Source organism: Paenibacillus vini (assembly GCF_018403325.1).
GTDB classification, from domain to species: Bacteria; Bacillota; Bacilli; order Paenibacillales; family Paenibacillaceae; genus Fontibacillus; species Fontibacillus vini.
The window spans coordinates 48,770-68,974 of the sequence record NZ_BOSL01000022.1; the positions used below are offsets into that span (position 1 = coordinate 48,770).

Genomic DNA, 20,205 nt, shown 5'->3' on the forward strand with positions numbered 1-20,205 from the left:
GGCGCATGATGAATCCCGAAATACACCGTTTGGTGGGGCAAGTGCGCCGTACCGGGCAAGAACACGGTTTGTGGGCACCCGGGGATTGTATTGTGGCGGCGGTTTCCGGAGGACCCGACTCCGTCCTGCTGCTGCATATTTTAAATGAGATTGCCCGGGATTCTGAGCCTGGCTTGAAGCTGATCTGCGCTCATGTCAATCACGGGTTCCGGGGCAGTGAATCCGATGCGGAAGCCGAGTTTGTACGGAAGTTGGCGGGCAAGCTCCAAATTCCGTTTGAACTCGGCGTTTTTGACATTCCTGCTTATATGAAGGAATCGGGTAAAGGAGGCCAGGTGGCCGCCCGGGAAAAAAGATATGAATTCTTGCATTCCGTTGCCGATAAATACGGGGGATCCGCCATTGCCCTGGCCCATCATGCCGATGATCAGGCTGAAACCGTGCTGATGCGGATTTTGCGTGGCAGCGGACCGTCGGGCTTGGGAGGCATGAAGCTGAAGCGTCGCGAAAAAAATGTGGAACTAATCCGTCCTTTTCTCCGTATATACAAGAATCAGCTGGTGGCGGCTTGCGAGAGCTCCGGCATACCTTATGTAACCGACAGCTCCAACCTCAGTACGAAGTATTCAAGAAATGCGATCCGGCTGGATGTGCTGCCTTTTTTGGGGCAATATAATGAACAGTTGGCGGATTCCTTGAACCGTTTAGCCGATGTGGCGGGCGAAGAAGACGATTATATGCAGTTGGAAACAGAGCGCATCCATGCCGAAATCGTTACTTGGCAAGACGGCGGGGCCGCTTTCGGGGTTCGGAGTTTTACCTCCTTACATGCCGCTTTACAACGGAGGTTGATTAAACTAATATTAAATTATCTGCCTTTGGGCACGGATGACAGCGATTTTGTCAAGATAGAAACCATTCGGAAAGGCGTGGTCCAGGACCTCCCTACGACTTGGTCTCTGGATCTTGGCAGAGGAATCCGCTGCTTGCGTGAATACGATACAGTCCGATTTGTGCCTGCCCGAGCGGAAATTCAGATTCCTCATTATACATATGTTGTGGAACATTTTCCGGCGGAGGTGGCTCTTACGGACATAAGGCACGTCCTGCGGTTTACCCGCGAGAGTGCCACGGGCGTTCAAGGAACGAAGCCGGAAGGCAACGACGAGGCTGCGTTTGATGCGGATGAGCTCGTTTATCCGCTTACTGTGCGTTCCCGGCTTCCGGGAGACAGAATGAAAGTTATGGGACTAAATGGAAGCAAAAAGGTGAAAGATATTTTCATCGACGAGAAAATACCTCCCTCTCTTCGCTCCCAAATCCCAGTGGTGACCGACGCCAAGGGCCGGATCATATGGATTCCCGGAGTTCGGCGTTCATCGGTTGCAGCGGTTAGCCGGCTTACGTCTTCCATTGTTCGTATGGCTCTGGATACGGGAAGCAAAGAGCCGACCTTGGGGTTAACCAAGTGAAGGCATTCATAGTATAACGTAGGAGGTTATTTGTCTTGTTAAACGACATTCAAGAAATTTTGATCACCCGGGAACAGATTCAGGAAAAAGTTGCGGAGCTCGGACGCCAGCTAAGTGCCGAGTATGAGGGCCGGAATCCTTTGGTCATCTGCATCCTGAAGGGCGCTTTTATATTTATGGCTGATTTGGTTAAGGAAATCACCGTTCCGCTGGAACTTGATTTCATGGCGGTATCCAGTTACGGAGCCTCCACCCGTTCATCGGGAGAAGTAAAGATTATCAAAGACTTGGATTCCTCTGTAGAGGGAAGAGACATCCTGATCGTGGAAGATATCATCGACAGCGGTCTCACACTTAGCTATCTCGTTGATGTGCTTGAGCGGAGAAAAGTTAATTCCGTCAAGATCGTTACCTTGTTTGACAAGCCGGCGCGCCGGACCGTGAAGCTGGAGGCGGATTTATCGGGATTCGTAATCCCGGATGCTTTCGTTGTCGGTTACGGCCTGGATTACGCCGAGAAATACCGGAACCTCCCCTTCGTCGGAGTGCTGAAGCCGGAAGTATACACAAGCTAATTCTACCGGCTGAAGTCAGGCCGGAGCAGGCTCCGCCGTTTTTTTGAAAGGCGTGGGCGGCTATGTTAAAATAACTTAAGGTTTTGAGAGGAGGTAGGGGATGAATCGGTTCATCCGGAATTCTGGTTTTTATTTGATACTTTTCTTAGTCGTGGTGGGCATCGTCCAATTCCTCAACAGCGGAAATGAGGCAACCGTCAACCCAAGTTATGCCGAACTGCGGCAGCAATTGAAGGAAAACAACGTCGAGGAATTAACCGGGAAATTCGACGGTTACGCCTATCTGGTAACCGGTAAGTATAGAGTTGAAGTTGGAGACGGCAAGACGAAAACAAAGAACTTCTCCGCCTATATCCCTTATGACCAGAATGTGCTCAAGGAAATTACCGACCTCAGCGAAACGAACAAATTCGATTTGAATTGGAAAAAGATGCAGGGGGAAAGCATCTGGCTGACTTTCCTGACATCCATCGTTCCGCTTGCGATCATGTTCATTCTGTTCTTCTTCCTGTTTAATCAAGCACAGGGCGGCGGCGGCAAAGTGATGAACTTCGGCAAGAGCCGGGCCCGTCTTTATAATGAGGAGAAGAAGAAGGTTACGTTTGAGGACGTGGCCGGAGCCGACGAAGAGAAGCAAGAGCTTGTCGAAGTCGTTGAATTCTTGAAAGACCCGCGGAAATTCTCCGCGGTTGGAGCACGTATCCCTAAAGGGGTTCTGCTCGTGGGTCCTCCGGGGACCGGTAAAACGTTGCTTGCCCGTGCAGTAGCCGGGGAAGCGGGCGTACCGTTCTTCAGCATCTCGGGTTCCGACTTCGTGGAAATGTTCGTCGGTGTCGGTGCTTCCCGCGTACGGGATTTGTTCGAGAATGCGAAGAAGAACGCGCCTTGTATCATTTTCATCGACGAAATCGATGCCGTAGGCCGTCAGCGCGGCGCCGGACTCGGCGGCGGGCATGACGAACGCGAACAGACCCTCAACCAGTTGCTCGTTGAGATGGACGGTTTCGGCGGCAATGAAGGTATTATCATCGTGGCGGCAACCAACCGCGCGGATATTCTGGACCCTGCCTTGCTGCGCCCTGGACGTTTTGACCGTCAAATCACGGTTGACCGTCCTGACGTGAAGGGCCGCGAAGCGGTACTGAAAGTTCATGCGCGCAACAAGCCGCTGACCAAGGACGTTCGCCTGGACGTCATCGCCAAACGGACGACCGGCTTTACCGGCGCCGATCTGGAGAATTTGCTGAACGAAGCGGCTTTGCTGGCGGCTCGCCGCAACCGCAAAGATATCTCTATGCGTGAAGTGGATGAAGCGATTGACCGCGTTATCGTCGGTACTGAGAAGCGCAGCCGCGTAATCAGCGATCGCGAGAAACGGATTGTGGCGTTCCATGAAGCGGGCCATACGATTGTAGGCTACTTCCTGGAGCACGCGGATATGGTGCACAAGGTTACGATCATTCCTCGCGGCCGTGCCGGCGGATACGTAATCATGCTGCCGAAGGAAGACCGGATGCTCGTTACGAAGCAAGAGCTGCTTGATAAGGTAACCGGCCTGCTGGGCGGCCGCGTGGCGGAGGAGCTGTTCATCGGCGAAATCGGCACCGGGGCGTACAGCGACTTCCAGCAAGCGACAAGCATTGTGCGCAGCATGATCGTCGAATACGGTATGAGCGAGAAGCTTGGACCGATGCAGTTCGGCACATCGCAAGGCCAAGTGTTCCTGGGCCGCGATATCGGACACGAACAGAACTACAGCGATCAGATCGCTTACGAGATCGACCAGGAAATGCAGCGTTTCATTACTGAATCGTATGAGCGTTGTAAACAGCTGTTGACCGAGCATGCCGCCGAGGTTCGCCTCATCGCGGAAACTTTGCTCGAAGTCGAAACGCTGGAACTGGAGCAGATCAAGGAATTGATCGAAAACGGCAAGCTGCCTGAAACCGGCGAAGCCGGCAATGACAGCGGCAACGGTTCTTCCGAACCGGGCGAGCCGATCGTGGATAACATTGGGGACGTACGCGTCCGTATCCAGGGTAAAACCGAGGATCCGGCACCTGCAGGTCCTACCGGGGATATTCCGAACGAAATCCCTGGAAGTTCCACGAACGACATCTCTAACGACCCTACGGTGGATGCACCGGAAGGAACGGTAAGTGATGCACCGCAAACGCCGGACAAAGGCGATAAAGACGGCAACGGCCAAGGCGGCGGAAATACGCCGACGGTATAAGGCGTAGCCGTATACAACCAAACACGAAAGGGAGACTCATTGAGTCTCCCTTTTTTTTATTGTCCGATTCAATGGCTCAATCCCGGAATGTATTTTCTCGGGAGGGGTTGGCCAATACGCAGGTGTACTTGATTTTGCCTAAAATTTGATCTATCCGGTACAGATTGATTGACAGCCCTAATTCCCTTGTGTAAATTAGTTGTTAAACACACCGTGTGAAATTGGTTACGTTGACGGGAAGTATGCGTATTTTTGCACAATCATAAAGGAGATGCGGACAAGAGAGAGAATCGCGGCTTGAACCGCGGGCGCATTCTAGGGGAGGAAGTCAGGTGGAAGCTCTAGCACTGGAGCGGAAGGCGGAAATGAACCGTGAACTTCGGGAGAGGTTGGTTCAGCTAAAAAAGGAACGAAATGCCATTATTTTAGCGCACTATTATCAGCGCGATGAAATCCAAGAGGTGGCCGACTTTCGCGGCGACTCCTTTCTGCTTGCCCAAAAGGCAGCCTCAACCGATGCTGAGACCATCGTGTTCTGCGGGGTTCACTTTATGGGCGAGAGCGCGAAAATTTTGGCTCCGAACAAGACGGTCTTAATTCCGGACGAACGGGCAGGCTGCCCGATGGCCGACATGGTTAATGTGGACGGTTTGCGCAAGCTGAAGGCACAGCACCCTAACGCCAAGGTGGTCACTTATATTAACTCATCGGCCGAAATCAAAGCGGAGACGGATATATGCTGTACCTCTTCCAATGCAGTGAAGGTTATTAATTCGGTGGATGCCGAAGAGATCATCTGGGTTCCCGATAAAAATCTGGGCCATTACGTTCAGCAGCATACGGACAAAAAGCTCATTATTTGGGAAGGGTATTGCAATACGCATGATATGTTGACGGTGAAAGACGTGGTCGAAATGAAGGCGAAGTATCCGAACGCTGAGTTTGTCGTCCACCCGGAATGCCGGCCTGAGGTGGTAGCCATGGGTGATTTTGTAGGCAGCACGACCGCAATTCTGGATTACTGCAAAAATTCGTCCAACCGCCAATTTATTATCGGTACGGAAGACGGAACGGGTTACCAACTGCGGAAAGACAGCCCCGACAAGGAATTCCATTTCGCTACGAAATTTCTGGTATGTCCCAACATGAAAGTCAATAATCTAAAGAAACTGGTCAAATGTCTGGAAACGATGCAGCCGCAAATTTATGTGCCGCCTGCCATTGCCGATAAGGCCAGAACCTCACTAGAGCGCATGCTACAAGTTAAGTAGCATGCGCTACTCTCTGTTCAAGGGCAGGCGATACCTTTGATTCCACAATATTTGATTGACTTCGATTTGAATGAAATACCGGTGATCGATACGGACGTCATTGTCATCGGATCGGGGATTGCGGGCCTGTTCACGGCCATCAAAGCAAGCGAAGACCGCCGCGTTACCGTAATTACGAAGAAATCGTTGATGGAGAGCAACACCAGATATGCTCAGGGCGGGATCGCTGCGGTCATTTCCGATGAGGATTCTCCCGCTTCTCACCGGGAGGATACGCTGATGGCCGGGGCAGGACTTTGCTCTTCGGATTCCGTAAATATCTTGGTGAATGAGGGACCCCGCGGGGTTGAAGAGCTTATTACGCTGGGAACGGCATTTGATTTGGAGAACGGCGAGTTGGCGTTGACGAAAGAGGGAGCGCACAGCCACCGGAGAATTCTGCATGCGAACGGCGATGCAACCGGCTATGAAATTGTTCGTGCGTTGTCGGAACAGGTTGCGGGGCATGCTAATATCGATATTTGGAACGATCATTTTGTAATTGACCTGATTACGGAGGATAATGAATGTCTGGGGGCTTTAGTTCAGCGCCCGGACGGTCAGCGTGTGTTCCTGCGGGGAAATGCAACGATACTGTGCAGCGGGGGAAGCGGTCAATTGTACCGTTACACCACGAATCCGGAGGTGGCCACGGGTGACGGGGTGGCTATAGCTTACCGGGCCGGCGCTCTGATCAGGGATATCGAATTCATACAGTTTCACCCCACTTCGCTCTGTTATCCGGGCGCTCCGCGTTTTCTGATCTCGGAGGCGGTGCGCGGGGAAGGTGCCATCTTGCGCAATATTCACGGAGAACGGTTCATGGAGAGGTACCATGAACTGCTAGAGTTAGCTCCACGAGATATCGTAGCTCGCGCTATCGTCAGCGAGATGGAAGCGACCAAATCGAGCGTTGTTTACCTTGATATAACCCATGAAGATTCGGATACGATTAAGCAACGTTTCCCGACGATTTATGAAACCTGCATCAGCTACGGACTCGATATGACTTCCGATTGGATTCCGGTCGCCCCGGCTGCACACTATATGATGGGGGGCGTGCAAACGGACCATCATGGCGAGACGAGTGTAACGCGGTTATTTGCCTGCGGTGAGGTGTCTTCCACCGGGGTACACGGCGCGAATCGGCTGGCGAGCAATTCGTTGTCCGAAGCGATTGTGTTCGGGCGGCGCATCGTCGAGCGAATTCGGGGATTGGAGCCGCTGACAAAATCGGGAGCGGATATCGCCTGCCGGGAGAACCGCCAGGACCCGGTAATGCAGCCGATTGTCGAACGCCGGCTCAAGCTGCAAAAAGTGATGGTCCGGCAGGTCGGGCTGCGCAGAAGTAAGGAAGGCCTGCTCAAAGGGCTGGAGGAGCTGAAGCGGCAACTGCCGATTTTCGGAGCCGCCCTGCATACCCGGGAGCAATTGGAGTTTGCGAATATGCTGACATGCGCTCTGCTGTTGGCCGAATCCGCGCTGGCCCGCGAGGAGAGCCGCGGAGGACATTACCGGGAGGATTTCCCGGAACGGGACGACGCGCGGTGGCGCAGACATATTTTACGTCACCGGGACAAAGGAATGTTGGAGGAAATCAGCGATGATGTTTAATGGATATAACGAGGGCCTGGTGGAATCGATCCGCTACTGGCTCAAGGAAGATGTGGGCTCCGGCGATGTATCCACCGGAGTGACGATTCCGGCCGGACATGAGTCGAAAGGGATCATCCATGCCAAAGATTCCGGCGTAATTGCCGGGATACCGGTCGCCCAGCTTGTGTTCGAGGTGGTTGATCCGATGCTCACGTTCACCCCGCTGGTGAAGGACGGAGATACTGTCACCAAGGGAACCATATTGGCGGAAGTGGAAGGTAGCACGCACAGTATTTTGACGGGGGAGCGGCTTGCCTTGAATTTGCTGCAGCGGATGTCCGGCATTGCTACGCGCACTCGGTCCTTCGTCGAAGCGCTTGAAGGACTGCCGACCCGTCTGGTGGATACGCGCAAAACAACACCGGGCCATCGCATGCTGGAGAAGTACGCCGTGCGTACCGGCGGTGGTGCAAATCACCGTTTCGGCCTCTATGATGCTGTGATGATCAAGGACAACCATATTAAAGGTGCCGGCGGAATCGCTCAGGCGGTCGGCCGGGCGCGGGCGAACATCCCGCATACGATGACCATTGAAGTGGAGACGGAGAGTCTGGAGCAAGTGGAGGAGGCATTGGCTGCCGGTGCGGATATTATCATGCTGGACAATATGTCGCCGGAATTAATGAAAGAAGCGGTGCGACGCATCAAGGCCAAGGCACCCCATGTCAAGACGGAGGCCTCCGGAAATGTCTCGCTCCAGACCGTGTGCGGAATTGCGGAAAGCGGCGTGGACGTCATTTCGGTAGGGCGGTTAACTTATTCTTTCGAGAGTCTGGATATCAGTCTGGACCTGGGCGAAAAGAAAGAGGGGTAACGCCATGTTTCTTGTGGTAGATGTCGGCAACACAAATATCGTACTTGGCATTTACAAGGGGCGTGAACTGCTCCACCATTTCCGGATCGGCACGAACCGGCAGTCCACGGTCGACGAGTACGGAGTACTGATTTATGATCTGTTTCAAATGTCCAAGATCGATGTGCGAGGGATTGAAGGAGTGATCATTTCTTCGGTCGTCCCGCCATTAATGCATGTGCTTGAAGAGTTATGCGAAAAATACCTGCATCGCAAGCCGCTGATCGTCGGCCCCGGGATTAAAACGGGGCTTAACCTGCGCTATGAAAATCCGCGGGAGGTCGGCGCGGACCGGATCGTCAACGCAGTTGCGGCAATCGAACAGTACGGCGGCCCGCTGGTGGTCGTCGACTTCGGGACGGCAACGACGTTTGATTGTGTCGATGCGAAGGGTAATTACTTAGGCGGAGCAATTGTACCGGGCATCGGCATTTCAACGGAAGCCCTGTATCAGCGCGCGTCCAAGCTGCCTAGAATCGAGCTGGAGAAGCCGAAGAAAGTCATCGGCCGCAATACGGTGCATGCGATGCAGGCGGGGATTATTTTTGGATATGCCGGCCAGGTTGACGGGATTGTGGAACGGATTCGGCGCGAGATGGAGGCGGAACCGAAGGTCATTGCGACCGGAGGGCTGGCTGAACTGATCGCGAGCGAGGCGTCTTCCATCCAGGAAGTTAATCCTTGGCTTACACTTGAAGGGCTTCGTCTGATTTACGAACGAAATCAATAGAATGGTTTATATACAATGAGGACAAGAATAGTCTAACAACCTCTAGTAAGGGAGGCTTCATCAGGGTGGAAAATACGACAGAGAAAAAAGACCGCCTCATCCGCGGAACTGCCATGGACGGAAAAGTCCGTGCTTTCGCGGTTCGGACGACGGAATTGGTAGAAGAACTCCGCCGCCGGCATGACACCTATCCGACAGCGACGGCGGCGATGGGACGGACGGTAACCGCAGCGGCCATGATGGGCGCGATGCTGAAAGGGGAAGAGCGGCTATCGATTCAGGTTAAAGGCGACGGGCCGATCGGACAGATCGTGGCTGATGCCAATGCGAAAGGCGAGGTCCGGGGTACCGTGACCAATCCGCATGTTCAATTGCCCAGCAACAGTAAGGGGAAGCTCGACGTAGCCGGAGCGGTCGGTACGACCGGATTTATTCACGTGACCAAGGATTTAGGGCTTAAAGATCCTTACCGCGGCAGTGTGCCTTTGGTTTCCGGCGAGCTCGGAGAGGATTTTACGTACTATTTCGCTCTGTCCGAGCAGACCCCTTCGGCCGTTGGATTGGGCGTATTGGTGGATACGGATTCCTCCGTCATCGTGGCGGGCGGATTCATCATTCAATTGCTGCCAGGACTCAGCGACCCTGAAATCGATGCCATCGAGAAGGCGGTAGGACAGCTTCCGCCGGTGACTTCGCTGCTTGATCAGGGGTTGGAGCTGGAAGAGATGCTTCGCTGGATCTTGCCGGATATCAAGGTGCTGGACGAAATGGACATTACTTTCTCTTGCCACTGTTCCTGGGAACGGGTCGAACGGACTTTGATCAGCCTGGGCAGAGACGAACTGGTCCAATTGCGCGACGAAGGCAAAGAGACCGAGGTCGTTTGCGATTTCTGCAACGAGGTCTATACTTTTGGCCAAGACGAGCTGAATGCTCTAATCGACCAAACCAAATAGAGTATGCTGAAAATACGAATGAATACTTCGCTTCCTGAGTTATCACTTGGGAGCGAAGTATTTTTTTTTGGCCTTTATTGACAACTCCGATCGGGGTTGTTAAGATATAGATAGTAAAACCAACTTGTTTACTCGGAAATGAAATTGCTTACTTAATTCAGCTAGAATCATGCTATTTTTCATATGCTTTTTATATTAGAGGAGGGCTTTGACATGGCAAAAGTCGTAAATAACGTAACGGATCTGATTGGCGGTACGCCGCTGGTTCGCCTGAACCGCATTGTTCCGGAAGACAGCGCGGAGATTTATGTAAAACTGGAGTATCAAAACCCGGGATCCAGCGTAAAGGACCGGATCGCAATCAGCATTGTTGAAGAAGCCGAAAAAGCGGGCAAGCTTAAACCGGGCGGAACGATCGTTGAAGCGACAAGCGGTAATACGGGAATCGGCTTGGCACTTGTAGCTGCGGCTAAAGGATATAAAGCGGTTATCATCATGCCGGAAACGATGAGCTTGGAACGTCGCAACCTGTTGCGCGCTTATGGAGCGGAACTTGTATTGACTCCTGGTTCGGAAGGCATGAACGGAGCGGTTAAGAAAGCCGAAGAGATTTTGGCTGCTAACCCGGACTACTTCCTGGCTGATCAATTCAGAAACCAGGCGAACGTTAAGATCCACCGTGAAACGACCGGTCCGGAAATCGTTGAAGCGATCGAGTCGCTGGATGGCCAACTGGACGCATTTGTTGCCGGGATCGGCACAGGCGGAACGATCTCGGGTGCGGGTGAAGTGCTTAAGAAACGTTTTTCGGATGTGAAGATTTACGCGGTAGAGCCGGCGGCATCCCCGATTTTGGCGGGCGGCAAACCAGGTCCTCATAAAATCCAAGGCTTGGGCGCGAACTTTATTCCTGAAATTCTTAACCGTGAAATTTACGACGAAATCATTCACGTTGAGAATGACGACGCTTTTGAACAAGCGCGCAAATTGGCTAAAGAAGAGGGAATCTTGTCCGGTATTTCTTCCGGTGCGGCTATATTTGCTGCTCTTAAAGTGGCTAAAGAACTGGGCAAAGGCAAGCGCGTTGTCGCTGTCATTCCAAGTAATGGCGAACGCTACCTCAGCACGCCGCTTTACAACTTCGAGGCTTAAACGATATTATCTAGTTTCATCAATACGGATGGAATGAAAGCTCTACCCTCACGGCTGTTCTTTCGGGAACGCCCGTGGGGGTTGTTGTATTTTCAAAGCACCGGGGTTCTAGTATACTAGCTAGCAATAAGTTATAGAGATCAACACGTCTTGAACAAAAAGAGTGAAGCTGGAGGATAGGTCGGCGGATGGAGACGATAATATCGCAAGAGCAATGGCAAGCATGGGAGGCGGAAGGTACGTGGACGCTGCTGCCATATGCCATAAAACATCAACCAGCCGGCGGTTTGCCCGCCGATTGGCGGAAGGCGTGGGAACAAGCGGGATCCTACTCCTTTGTTTTGGAGAGCGGAAAGGGAGGTAGATATACTTTCCTGGGCTTGAATCCAGTGTCCGTGATTCATGGTAAAGGCGACGCGGCAGTGGTTCGAGATATGAAGACCGGCGGCAAAGAAGAGCTGACAGGCAAGCCCCTGACCCTCCTGCAGCAATGGATGGAGCCTTACAGGTCACCGGCCGTATCATCGCTGCCCAAGTTTTCCGGAGGTGCCGTTGGATTCCTTGGCTACGATATTGTCCGGTCGTTGGAGCGTCTGCCGCAGGTGGCGCATGACGATTTGGGAATTGATGATTATATTTGGATGCGGTTTGAAGAGATTTGGGTATGGGATGAGGCCGAAGCTGCGTTATATGCGGTTGTTCATCAGCGAGCGGAGGGTCCGGCTACTTTGACGGATGACTTTCAACAGGCTGAAAAGCGAGCCGTCCGAATGATTGAACTATGGGAACACATTTGCGTTGCCGGGACGAATGGAGAAACGGGGACCTTTGAGCCGTCGCCAGACTTGCCTGTTATGGGTAACCTGGTCTCCTCGGACTTGGCCGATAGAGCAGAGAATGCATTTGAAGAGGCGATTTACTCGATGTCCCAGGAGAATTTTGAGGCCGCTGTGTCCCGTGTGCAGGAATACATTGGTGCCGGAGATGTGTTTCAAGTCAATCTGTCGCTGAGACAAGGCTTCAAGATGGTTTCTTCGCCGGAATCCGTTTATGAATGGCTCCGCCGGATCAATCCTTCTCCTTATATGGGACTGTTGCGTTTTCCCGATCTTCAACTCGTTTCCGCCTCGCCCGAACTGCTGGTTAAGTTGGAGCAGGGACGGATGAGTACCCGACCGATTGCGGGGACCCGGCGGCGCGGCCTGACGACGGAAGAAGATGCCGGTATGGAAGCGGAACTGCTGAATAGTGAAAAAGAGCGGGCGGAGCATATTATGCTCGTCGATCTTCTGCGAAACGATTTAGGCCGCGTTGCCGAATACGGGTCGGTCCGCGTCAGCGAGCTGCTCACCATTGAGCGTTATTCGCATGTGATGCACCTGGTGTCCGAGGTGGAAGCGGACCTGCCGCAGGAGAAAACCGCTTATGACGCCATTGCTGCCGTGTTTCCCGGAGGGACGATTACCGGAGCGCCTAAAGTCCGGACAATGGAGATCATTGAGGAATTGGAGCCCGTCACCCGCGGCCCTTATACCGGCTCTATGGGGTGGATTGACTATAACGGAAATATGGAATTAAATATTATTATACGTACACTGGTCGTGAAGGACGGATTTGGATATATTCAGGCGGGAGCAGGCATTGTGATCGATTCGGTTCCGTACCGGGAATATAGAGAAAGCCGGAATAAAGCCAAAGCTGTAGCCATGGCGCTGCGGCAAAGTCAATTAACCGCCTCTTTGGCGAAGGATAGGGGATGAAGCCATGATATTGGTCATCGATAATTACGATTCATTTACGTACAACCTGGTTCAGTATTTGGGAGAGCTCGGGGAAGAGGTAACGGTTCGGCGCAATGACGAAATCGATTTGGCCGGGATTGAAGCGCTGAAGCCGGATCACATTCTGTTGTCCCCGGGGCCTTGCACGCCGAATGAGGCGGGGATTACACTGGCCGTGATCGAGCGGTTTAAAGGCTCGATTCCGATCTTTGGCGTTTGTCTCGGACACCAGGCGATCGGTCAGGCCTTTGGCGGAAACGTCATCCGTGCCGAACGGCTGATGCATGGGAAGACTTCTCCGATCCACCATCACGGCGATTCGGTATTCGCCGGGCTGCCGTCGCCGTTTACGGCAACGCGCTATCATTCCCTGATCGTAGAAAGGGAAAGCCTCCCTGATTGTCTGGAGATTACGGCCGAGACGGAGGAAGGCGAGATCATGGGGCTGCGCCACAAGGAATATGCGGTAGAGGGAGTCCAGTTCCACCCGGAATCGATTATTACCGATCACGGGCACCAGATTCTCCGCAATTTCCTCAGCCGGAAGGCTGAAGCAACAGTATGAAATACATCGGGGTGAACGGAGTGCCCACCCCATCTGCCGAAGCCGTGATATCCGTAATGGATCACGGCTTTATGTACGGGATGGGCTTGTTTGAGACGTTCCGGACTTATGGCGGGGAGCCCGGTCTGCTGGACCGGCACCTGAAGCGGCTGAACGAGGGGTGCCGTACCCTCGGTATCCCTTATGAAGCGGATGCGGAGCGGATTAGAAAGGAAGTTACGGAACTGCTGGTCCTGAACGGCCTAAGCGAAGGATATGTCCGCTTGACCGTCTCGGCAGGAGAAGGCCCGCTCGGGCTAACGACGGAAGATTATATCAAGCCCACGGTCATCCTTTACGTGAAGCCGCTCCCTCCTATGGATTTCTCGTTATATACTCAAGGCAAGCGGTTATGGCGGCTCCGCACCCCGCGCAATACGCCGGAGAGCGAGGTCAGGCTCAAATCGCTCCATTACATGAACAATCTGCTGGCGCGCCGTGAGTTGGCTGTCTATGAACAGGACACGAAACAGCACACGAAACAGCAAAAGGGTGAGGCGAAACTTTCCGCACCGTCCCAACCTTCCGTCTCATTAGCCTATCTTCCATCGGAGGGAATGTTATTGACGGCGGAAGGACATTTGGCTGAGGGGATTGCCAGTAATTTATTTTTTGCGGAACAAGGCAGACTATATACACCGGAAATCGGCACCGGGATCTTGCCGGGAATTACTAGAGCTATCGTTATGGAATTGGCCGCCCGATGCGGGCTCTCTCTGGAGGAAGGGCGTTATCCGTGGGACAGGCTATGGACTGCCGACGAGATATTCGTTACCAATTCGGTTCAGGAGTTGGTGCCTGTGACACAGCTTGCCGAACCGGACGGAAAGTGCGCCGTTGTCGGCGAAGGCGAAATTGGGCCGTTGACTAAGCAACTGCTTTATTTTTATAGAGAGAGTGTGGGGAGTTAAATGCGAAACAGGTTATATAAAAGGGAATACCGCTGCGGCGAGACGACATTGTCGTTGGGCGGGAAAACGCTGATTATGGGGATTTTGAATGTGACTCCCGATTCGTTCTCGGATGGAGGACGGTACAATAATGTGGAACGGGCGGTTCACCATGCAATGCAGATGGTCGCCGACGGTGCGGATATGATCGATCTCGGGGGAGAATCGACGCGTCCCGGCCACAAGCCGGTAAGTGAACAGGAGGAATTGGAACGCGTCGTTCCTGTGGTAGAAGCCCTTCACCGTGAAGCGCCTCATATTCCGATTTCGGTGGATACCTATAAATCCAAGGTAGCGCGGGAATCACTTAAAGCTGGAGCTCATATCATCAATGATATTTGGGGGTTTAAAGGGGATCCGCTAATGGCCGGTGTTGCGGCCGAGTTCGGTTGCCCGGCGATCCTGATGCATAACCGGCATGACCGGGAATACAAGGATTTGCTTCAGGATATGGCTGACGATTTGATGGATTGTGTACGGATCGCCAGAGAAGCCGGGGTTAAGGATGAGCAGATTATTTTGGATCCGGGAATCGGTTTTGCCAAGGACTATAACGAGAATCTACAGGTCATGAAGTCGCTGGACCAGCTGATGGAGCTTGGGTTTCCGCTGTTATTGGGAACGTCGCGCAAAAAGTTCATCCGAACCGCGCTGGATTTGCCGACGGATGAGGTTATTCTTGGAACTGCGGCCACGGTAGCATTCGGAATTGCGCAGGGCTGTCAGATTGTACGGGTTCACGATGTCAAAGAGATTAAGCGTACGGCTCAAATGTGCGATGCTATTTTATATGCCTAAATCGAAGTGTGGAGGGATTTAATTATGGATAAAATGATCATCCGGCGGATGGAATATTACGGATATCATGGTGTTTTTGAAGAGGAGCGGAAATTGGGACAGCGGTTCTACGTAGATCTTACGCTGGAACTTGACTTGCGTAAGGCCGGACAGAACGACGATCTTGCCGAGACGGTAAATTATGCCGAAGTTCACGAGCTGGTCAAAGGCATCGTCGAGCAAAAAAGTTTTAAATTAATCGAGGCGCTTGCTGAGCATATTGCATCCTCGGTATTGGACACTTATACTATGGTAGATGCATTGACGGTCTGTGTAACGAAGCCGCACCCGCCTTTTGACATTCATTTCGAGGGCGTGACGGTTGAATTGCACCGATCCAGAAAGTGAGAAGGATTCATGACTAAACATTCCACCTCTGAGGCTTCAGAGGCTTATATTGCTTTAGGGGCTAATTTGGGGGACCGCGAGTCCACTTTAATGAAAGCCGCTGAGTTGCTGGACGGGCATCCGGATATCCAGGTGCTGCGCAGTTCCAATTTATACGAGACCGATCCGGTAGGCTACGAGGACCAGCCTAACTTTCTCAATATGGCAATGGCGCTCCGGACTTCGCTGACTCCCGAGGCATTGCTTAAGGTTATGCTGGAAACCGAGCTTACTCTCGGACGGGAGCGAAACATACGCTGGGGCCCGCGCACCGTGGATCTGGACTTGCTATGGATGGAGGGCCAAGTGCTGGATACACCGCTTTTGACGCTGCCCCATCCGCGCATGCTGGAACGTTCTTTCGTGCTGGTGCCGCTGTGCGATATCGTTCCGGAAGAAGATCCTACCGGGCTTTACGAGAAGGCGCATGCCGCCTTGGATCTTATGAACGGAAAGGAAGGAATACGGTTTTGGAAATCAGGCATCTGGCCCAACGCATCCGTGCATTCCGAAAACTGAAGGGATTCACGCAGCAACAGCTTGCCGACGAGTCCGGCATTTCGCTGGCTGTCTTAGGGGCTATAGAACGGGGAAACCGCCGTGCAGAAGATCAAATTTTAAATAAAATTGCAGATGTTCTTGGGATCACGCTGGCGGAATTGACACAGAGAGATGAATAAAGCTCATAGAATGGAGCTCAGAGCTTATGGTTCAGGGCTTCATGAAGATCATCGGGAAGTATAGTTTACAAAACTAAGCCAACGATAAACAAGATTTATAGGGGGACCATCATGCTGAAGATCGGCGATATTGAAATGAAAAATCAGGTCGTGCTAGCCCCGATGGCGGGGGTGTGTAATCCGGCTTTCCGGTTAATTGCCAAAGAGTTCGGCACCGGGCTTGTCTGCGCAGAGATGGTTAGCGATAAAGCGATCCTTCACGGTAACAAGCGGACCAAGGAAATGCTGTTCGTAGACGAGCGGGAGAAGCCGCTCAGCCTGCAAATTTTTGGAGGAGACCGCGAAACTCTTGTTGAGGCCGCTAAAGTGGTCGATCAGGATACGAATGCGGATATTATCGATATCAATATGGGATGCCCGGTGCCTAAGGTAACTAAATGCGACGCCGGCGCTCGTTGGCTGCTGGATCCGAACAAAATTTTTGAGATGGTGTCCGCTGTCGTGGATGCCGTAAGCAAGCCGGTCACGGTAAAAATGCGGATCGGCTGGGACGCCGAGCACATTTATGTCGTCGATAATGCTAAGGCTGTAGAACAGGCCGGCGGAAAAGCGGTCAGCGTTCATGGCCGTACGCGTGAGCAATTGTATACGGGTACAGCGGATTGGGGATTCATAAAGCAGGTTAAAGAGGCCGTGTCGATCCCTGTCATCGGAAACGGCGATGTGGCTACGCCGGAAGATGCCAAACGCATGCTGGAGCAAACCGGCTGCGACGGAGTTATGATCGGGCGCGGTGCCTTGGGTAATCCTTGGATGCTTTACCGTACGGTGGAGTATCTCAAAACAGGGATTCTCTTGCCTGAACCTGAAGCCGCAGAGAAGATCCGGATCGCAATCCTGCATATGGATCGCTTGGCAGCCTTACGGGGAGAGAGAGTAGCCGTTCGCGAAATGCGCAAGCATATGGCGTGGTACCTTAAGGGGCTGAAGGGCTCCGCCCGGATTAAAGACGACATTATGGAAGAAACGAAGCGGGATGAAATGGTGCGCATTCTGGAGAATTTTGTCGCCGAATTGGACACGGAAAATCAAACGGCTGTGGAATCTGCGTAAATCCGATGTCCCCCATTGGCATGGGGGATTCTCTTTTTGGATGGGATCGACGTTTGTGAAGCGTTTTCATTTGAAAAATCGGGCGTCATTGACATTTCAGAATGGTTAACCTATAATTTCACAGTATAAATTCGCCTCAGGAGATAACTTCCACAACATGGATGGTCTGACCTCCATGCGATTGCATATGATATTCTCAATGATGCGTGAGTTTTCACGGCCGTTGTTAGGCGGGAATTACGGATCTTCTTTGAATGGACGCCGGTTGTATCTCCTTTTTTCGGAGGGGCGTTAATGAAGCTTACCTGCAGTCCGCCGCACAGTGCGAATATTATTTCCATGACAGGAGAATCGGTTGAGATGAGCGATAAAGAAGTCATTCTTACACAGGACGGTCTGAAAAGACTGGAAGAAGAACTGGAAAATCTGAAGTCTGTGAGACGCCGCGAGGTTGCTGAGCGGATTAAAACCGCCATTGGATACGGGGATATCAGCGAGAACTCGGAATACGAGGACGCTAAGAACGAGCAGGCTTTCATCGAAGGGCGTATCATCACCCTGGAGAAAATGCTGCGCAATGCCCGGATCATCAACAATGACGAGATTGATACCGATACGGTAAGCATCGGTTCTACGGTAACGGTTCAAGATTTGGAGTATGGCGATACGATGGAGTATGCGATTGTCGGGACAGCCGAGTCCGATCCGCTGCAGAATAAAATATCGAACGAAAGTCCTGTCGGCAAAGCCATTTTGGGCAAGAAAAAGGGTGCGGTCGTCGATGTGACGGTACCGGCGGGCGTCATTCAATATAAAATAGTCGATATCAAGAAATAAGGCTGAACTAGCGTCCCAAGAAGCTTCCCAGGCGGAAGCTTCTTTCACTGTTTTAAATACAAGTTGTAAGGAGTGGAACGAAGTGAGCGAGGAACAAAATAACCAGGAAGTCGTTGAGATCAGCGAACTGCTGCAAGTGCGTCGCGACAAATTGGACGAGCTGCGCGGTTTGGGTGTGGATCCCTTCGGCGGCAAGTATGAGCGCACTGCCATGGCAGGGGATATTTTGAAGCAATACGATGGATTGACCAAAGAAGAGCTTGAAGAAAAGCAGTTGAAGGTTTCGATCGCCGGACGGATCATGGCGAAACGGGTCATGGGTAAAGCCAGCTTTGCGCATATCCAGGACTTGTCGGGCAAGATCCAGATCTACGTGCGTCAGGATAGCGTGCCTGAAACGGAATACGCGGCTTTCGGCGTGCTGGATCTCGGGGACATCGTCGGCGTGACCGGCGAAGTGTTCAAGACCAAAACCGGTGAAACTACAATTAAAGCAGAAAATCTGGTTGTTTTGTCCAAGTCGCTTTATCCGCTTCCTGACAAATATCATGGCCTCAAGGACGTCGAGCTGCGCTACCGTCAGCGTTATGTGGATTTGATCGTAAACCCGGAGGTGCAACAGACTTTCATTAAGCGCTCCCGGATTATCCAATCCATGCGCCGTTACTTGGACTCCCTTGGCTACCTGGAAGTTGAAACGCCAACCTTGCACAGCATCGCAGGAGGAGCAGCGGCTCGTCCTTTCGTTACGCATCACAATGCGTTGGATATGGAGCTGTACATGCGGATCGCGATTGAACTTCATCTGAAACGCCTGATTGTTGGCGGATTGGAGAAAGTTTATGAGATCGGCCGGGTATACCGGAATGAGGGAATTTCCACGCGTCATAATCCCGAATTCACAATGATCGAATTGTACGAAGCTTATGCCGACTACAAAGACATTATGGCTTTGACCGAAAATATGATCGCTCATATCGCACAAGAAGTGCTGGGAACTCAAATCGTGAACTACCAAGGTCATGAAGTCGATTTGACTCCGCAATGGCGCCGCGTATCTATGGTGGATGCAGTCAAAGAAGTAACCGGCGTAGACTTCGGCGTTCAAATGAGTAACGAAGAAGCTCATCGTTTGGCGAAGGAACATAAAGTACCGGTTGAACCGCATATGACCTTTGGACATATTCTGAATGCGTTCTTCGAGCAGTTTGTTGAGGAGACCTTGATTCAACCGACCTTTGTATTTGGGCATCCGGTGGAAATCTCTCCACTGGCCAAGAAGAATGAGGAAGATCCGCGTTTCACCGATCGCTTTGAGTTGTTTATTGTAGCTCGTGAGCACGCTAACGCATTCTCCGAGCTTAATGATCCAATTGATCAGCGTCAACGGTTTGAGGCCCAGTTGCTTGAGCGTGAGCATGGTAACGATGAAGCGCATGAAATGGATGACGACTTCATTCGCGCTTTGGAATATGGCATGCCGCCTACAGGCGGATTGGGTATCGGGATCGACCGTCTCGTCATGTTGTTGACCGATGCAGCTTCGATTCGGGATGTTCTGTTGTTCCCGCATATGCGTAATACAGCTGAATAAGTTCATTGATTGCGTCCCCTGCTGCAGGCAGGGGACGCTTTGTTTTTGTATTGGATTTTATTTCTTGAATAAAGGTGTTGCATAGTTTATCTGCCCATGATATATTATATATCCGGTCGTTGATAACAAGCTTTGTTGAAGACATCGAGAAATTGATCGAAAAAATAATGCTTGCTAAATAGCGCCGGATGTTATATACTATAAAAGTTGCCGCTGATGAGGCGACAACGAAATGAACGAAGTTGATCTTTGAAAACTGAACAACGAGTGAGTATTAAATAGAGAATTAATTTTCTCGTCAGTTTCAAAATGAGCAAGTCAAACACCTTGATGGAACACCTCTTACCTTCGGGTATGAGACTCCTTCCATCTTTATTGGAGAGTTTGATCCTGGCTCAGGACGAACGCTGGCGGCGTGCCTAATACATGCAAGTCGAGCGGACTTGATGGAGTGCTTGCACTCCTGATGGTTAGCGGCGGAC

General features: G+C 52.0%; 19 protein-coding genes and 1 rRNA gene. All 20 read left to right on the plus strand.

The window, feature by feature from the left end; genetic code table 11:
* Positions 1-5 precede the first annotated feature (5 nt).
* Entirely contained in the window at positions 6-1,472 is a 1,467-nt protein-coding gene (gene tilS / locus KJS57_RS23530; protein ID WP_213656538.1) for a tRNA lysidine(34) synthetase TilS, read from the plus strand.
* 35 nt (positions 1,473-1,507) lie between these two features.
* Positions 1,508-2,047, plus strand: a complete 540-nt coding sequence (hpt, locus tag KJS57_RS23535; RefSeq protein WP_211025463.1) for a hypoxanthine phosphoribosyltransferase — start codon at positions 1,508-1,510, stop codon at positions 2,045-2,047.
* A 100-nt stretch (positions 2,048-2,147) separates the two neighbouring features.
* Positions 2,148-4,283: an ATP-dependent zinc metalloprotease FtsH gene (gene ftsH / locus KJS57_RS23540; RefSeq protein WP_213656539.1), complete on the plus strand. Its 2,136-nt coding sequence runs from the start codon at positions 2,148-2,150 to the stop codon at positions 4,281-4,283.
* Between the two features lie 332 nt (positions 4,284-4,615).
* Positions 4,616-5,554, plus strand: coding sequence for a quinolinate synthase NadA (nadA, locus tag KJS57_RS23545; protein ID WP_211025467.1), 939 nt, complete (start codon positions 4,616-4,618; stop codon positions 5,552-5,554).
* A 36-nt stretch (positions 5,555-5,590) separates the two neighbouring features.
* A complete protein-coding gene (gene nadB, locus KJS57_RS23550; RefSeq protein ID WP_213656540.1) occupies positions 5,591-7,207 on the plus strand; it encodes an L-aspartate oxidase in 1,617 nt (538 codons plus the stop codon).
* Positions 7,197-8,063 (plus strand): carboxylating nicotinate-nucleotide diphosphorylase, encoded by an 867-nt coding sequence (gene nadC, locus KJS57_RS23555; protein ID WP_213656541.1) that lies wholly within the window; start codon positions 7,197-7,199, stop codon positions 8,061-8,063. The genes nadB and nadC overlap by 11 nt, the downstream gene beginning before the upstream one ends.
* 4 nt (positions 8,064-8,067) lie before the next feature.
* The gene (locus KJS57_RS23560) at positions 8,068-8,832 is read left to right on the plus strand and encodes a type III pantothenate kinase (protein ID WP_213656542.1); all 765 of its coding nucleotides are present in this window, start codon (positions 8,068-8,070) and stop codon (positions 8,830-8,832) included.
* Between the two features lie 65 nt (positions 8,833-8,897).
* Positions 8,898-9,788, plus strand: a complete 891-nt coding sequence (gene hslO, locus KJS57_RS23565) for an Hsp33 family molecular chaperone HslO (protein WP_213656543.1) — start codon at positions 8,898-8,900, stop codon at positions 9,786-9,788.
* 213 nt (positions 9,789-10,001) lie between these two features.
* A complete protein-coding gene (gene cysK / locus KJS57_RS23570; protein WP_211025477.1) occupies positions 10,002-10,940 on the plus strand; it encodes a cysteine synthase A in 939 nt (312 codons plus the stop codon).
* A 188-nt stretch (positions 10,941-11,128) separates the two neighbouring features.
* Positions 11,129-12,700, plus strand: coding sequence for an anthranilate synthase component I family protein (locus KJS57_RS23575; RefSeq protein WP_213656544.1), 1,572 nt, complete (start codon positions 11,129-11,131; stop codon positions 12,698-12,700).
* Positions 12,701-12,704: 4 nt separating this feature from the next.
* Complete coding sequence (gene pabA, locus KJS57_RS23580) at positions 12,705-13,286, plus strand: aminodeoxychorismate/anthranilate synthase component II (protein WP_213656545.1); 582 nt, start codon at positions 12,705-12,707, stop codon at positions 13,284-13,286.
* The gene (locus tag KJS57_RS23585) at positions 13,283-14,236 is read left to right on the plus strand and encodes an aminotransferase class IV (RefSeq protein WP_213656546.1); all 954 of its coding nucleotides are present in this window, start codon (positions 13,283-13,285) and stop codon (positions 14,234-14,236) included. Before pabA ends, KJS57_RS23585 begins: the two co-directional genes overlap by 4 nt.
* Positions 14,237-15,073 carry a dihydropteroate synthase gene (gene folP, locus KJS57_RS23590; protein WP_213656547.1) on the plus strand — a complete coding sequence of 279 codons (837 nt, stop codon included), beginning with the start codon at positions 14,237-14,239 and terminating at the stop codon, positions 15,071-15,073.
* A 24-nt stretch (positions 15,074-15,097) separates the two neighbouring features.
* Positions 15,098-15,460, plus strand: coding sequence for a dihydroneopterin aldolase (gene folB, locus KJS57_RS23595; RefSeq protein WP_213656548.1), 363 nt, complete (start codon positions 15,098-15,100; stop codon positions 15,458-15,460).
* Positions 15,461-15,469: 9 nt separating this feature from the next.
* Complete coding sequence (folK, locus tag KJS57_RS23600) at positions 15,470-16,018, plus strand: 2-amino-4-hydroxy-6-hydroxymethyldihydropteridine diphosphokinase (RefSeq protein WP_213656549.1); 549 nt, start codon at positions 15,470-15,472, stop codon at positions 16,016-16,018.
* Positions 15,970-16,179 carry a helix-turn-helix domain-containing protein gene (locus KJS57_RS23605; RefSeq protein WP_213656550.1) on the plus strand — a complete coding sequence of 70 codons (210 nt, stop codon included), beginning with the start codon at positions 15,970-15,972 and terminating at the stop codon, positions 16,177-16,179. The genes folK and KJS57_RS23605 overlap by 49 nt, the downstream gene beginning before the upstream one ends.
* A 111-nt stretch (positions 16,180-16,290) precedes the next feature.
* Positions 16,291-17,292, plus strand: coding sequence for a tRNA dihydrouridine synthase DusB (gene dusB, locus KJS57_RS23610; protein ID WP_213656551.1), 1,002 nt, complete (start codon positions 16,291-16,293; stop codon positions 17,290-17,292).
* A gap of 360 nt (positions 17,293-17,652) precedes the next feature.
* On the plus strand, positions 17,653-18,129 hold the full coding sequence (gene greA / locus KJS57_RS23615) for a transcription elongation factor GreA (RefSeq protein WP_211025505.1): 477 nt from the start codon (positions 17,653-17,655) through the stop codon (positions 18,127-18,129).
* An 82-nt stretch (positions 18,130-18,211) separates the two neighbouring features.
* Complete coding sequence (gene lysS / locus KJS57_RS23620) at positions 18,212-19,723, plus strand: lysine--tRNA ligase (protein ID WP_213656552.1); 1,512 nt, start codon at positions 18,212-18,214, stop codon at positions 19,721-19,723.
* A 372-nt stretch (positions 19,724-20,095) separates the two neighbouring features.
* A 16S ribosomal RNA gene (locus KJS57_RS23625) occupies positions 20,096-20,205 on the plus strand; the annotation flags it as partial.

Bases quoted from the DNA above. Each gene is read 5' to 3' on its own strand.
- tilS (WP_213656538.1), top strand. From the start codon at position 6: ATGATGAATCCCGAAATACACCGTTTGGTGGGGCAAGTGCGCCGTACC.
- ftsH (WP_213656539.1), top strand. From the start codon at position 2,148: ATGAATCGGTTCATCCGGAATTCTGGTTTTTATTTGATACTTTTCTTA.
- nadC (WP_213656541.1), top strand. From the start codon at position 7,197: ATGATGTTTAATGGATATAACGAGGGCCTGGTGGAATCGATCCGCTAC.
- KJS57_RS23560 (WP_213656542.1), top strand. From the start codon at position 8,068: ATGTTTCTTGTGGTAGATGTCGGCAACACAAATATCGTACTTGGCATT.
- cysK (WP_211025477.1), top strand. From the start codon at position 10,002: ATGGCAAAAGTCGTAAATAACGTAACGGATCTGATTGGCGGTACGCCG.
- KJS57_RS23575 (WP_213656544.1), top strand. From the start codon at position 11,129: ATGGAGACGATAATATCGCAAGAGCAATGGCAAGCATGGGAGGCGGAA.
- pabA (WP_213656545.1), top strand. From the start codon at position 12,705: ATGATATTGGTCATCGATAATTACGATTCATTTACGTACAACCTGGTT.
- KJS57_RS23585 (WP_213656546.1), top strand. From the start codon at position 13,283: ATGAAATACATCGGGGTGAACGGAGTGCCCACCCCATCTGCCGAAGCC.
- folP (WP_213656547.1), top strand. From the start codon at position 14,237: ATGCGAAACAGGTTATATAAAAGGGAATACCGCTGCGGCGAGACGACA.
- folB (WP_213656548.1), top strand. From the start codon at position 15,098: ATGGATAAAATGATCATCCGGCGGATGGAATATTACGGATATCATGGT.
- folK (WP_213656549.1), top strand. From the start codon at position 15,470: ATGACTAAACATTCCACCTCTGAGGCTTCAGAGGCTTATATTGCTTTA.
- dusB (WP_213656551.1), top strand. From the start codon at position 16,291: ATGCTGAAGATCGGCGATATTGAAATGAAAAATCAGGTCGTGCTAGCC.
- greA (WP_211025505.1), top strand. From the start codon at position 17,653: ATGAGCGATAAAGAAGTCATTCTTACACAGGACGGTCTGAAAAGACTG.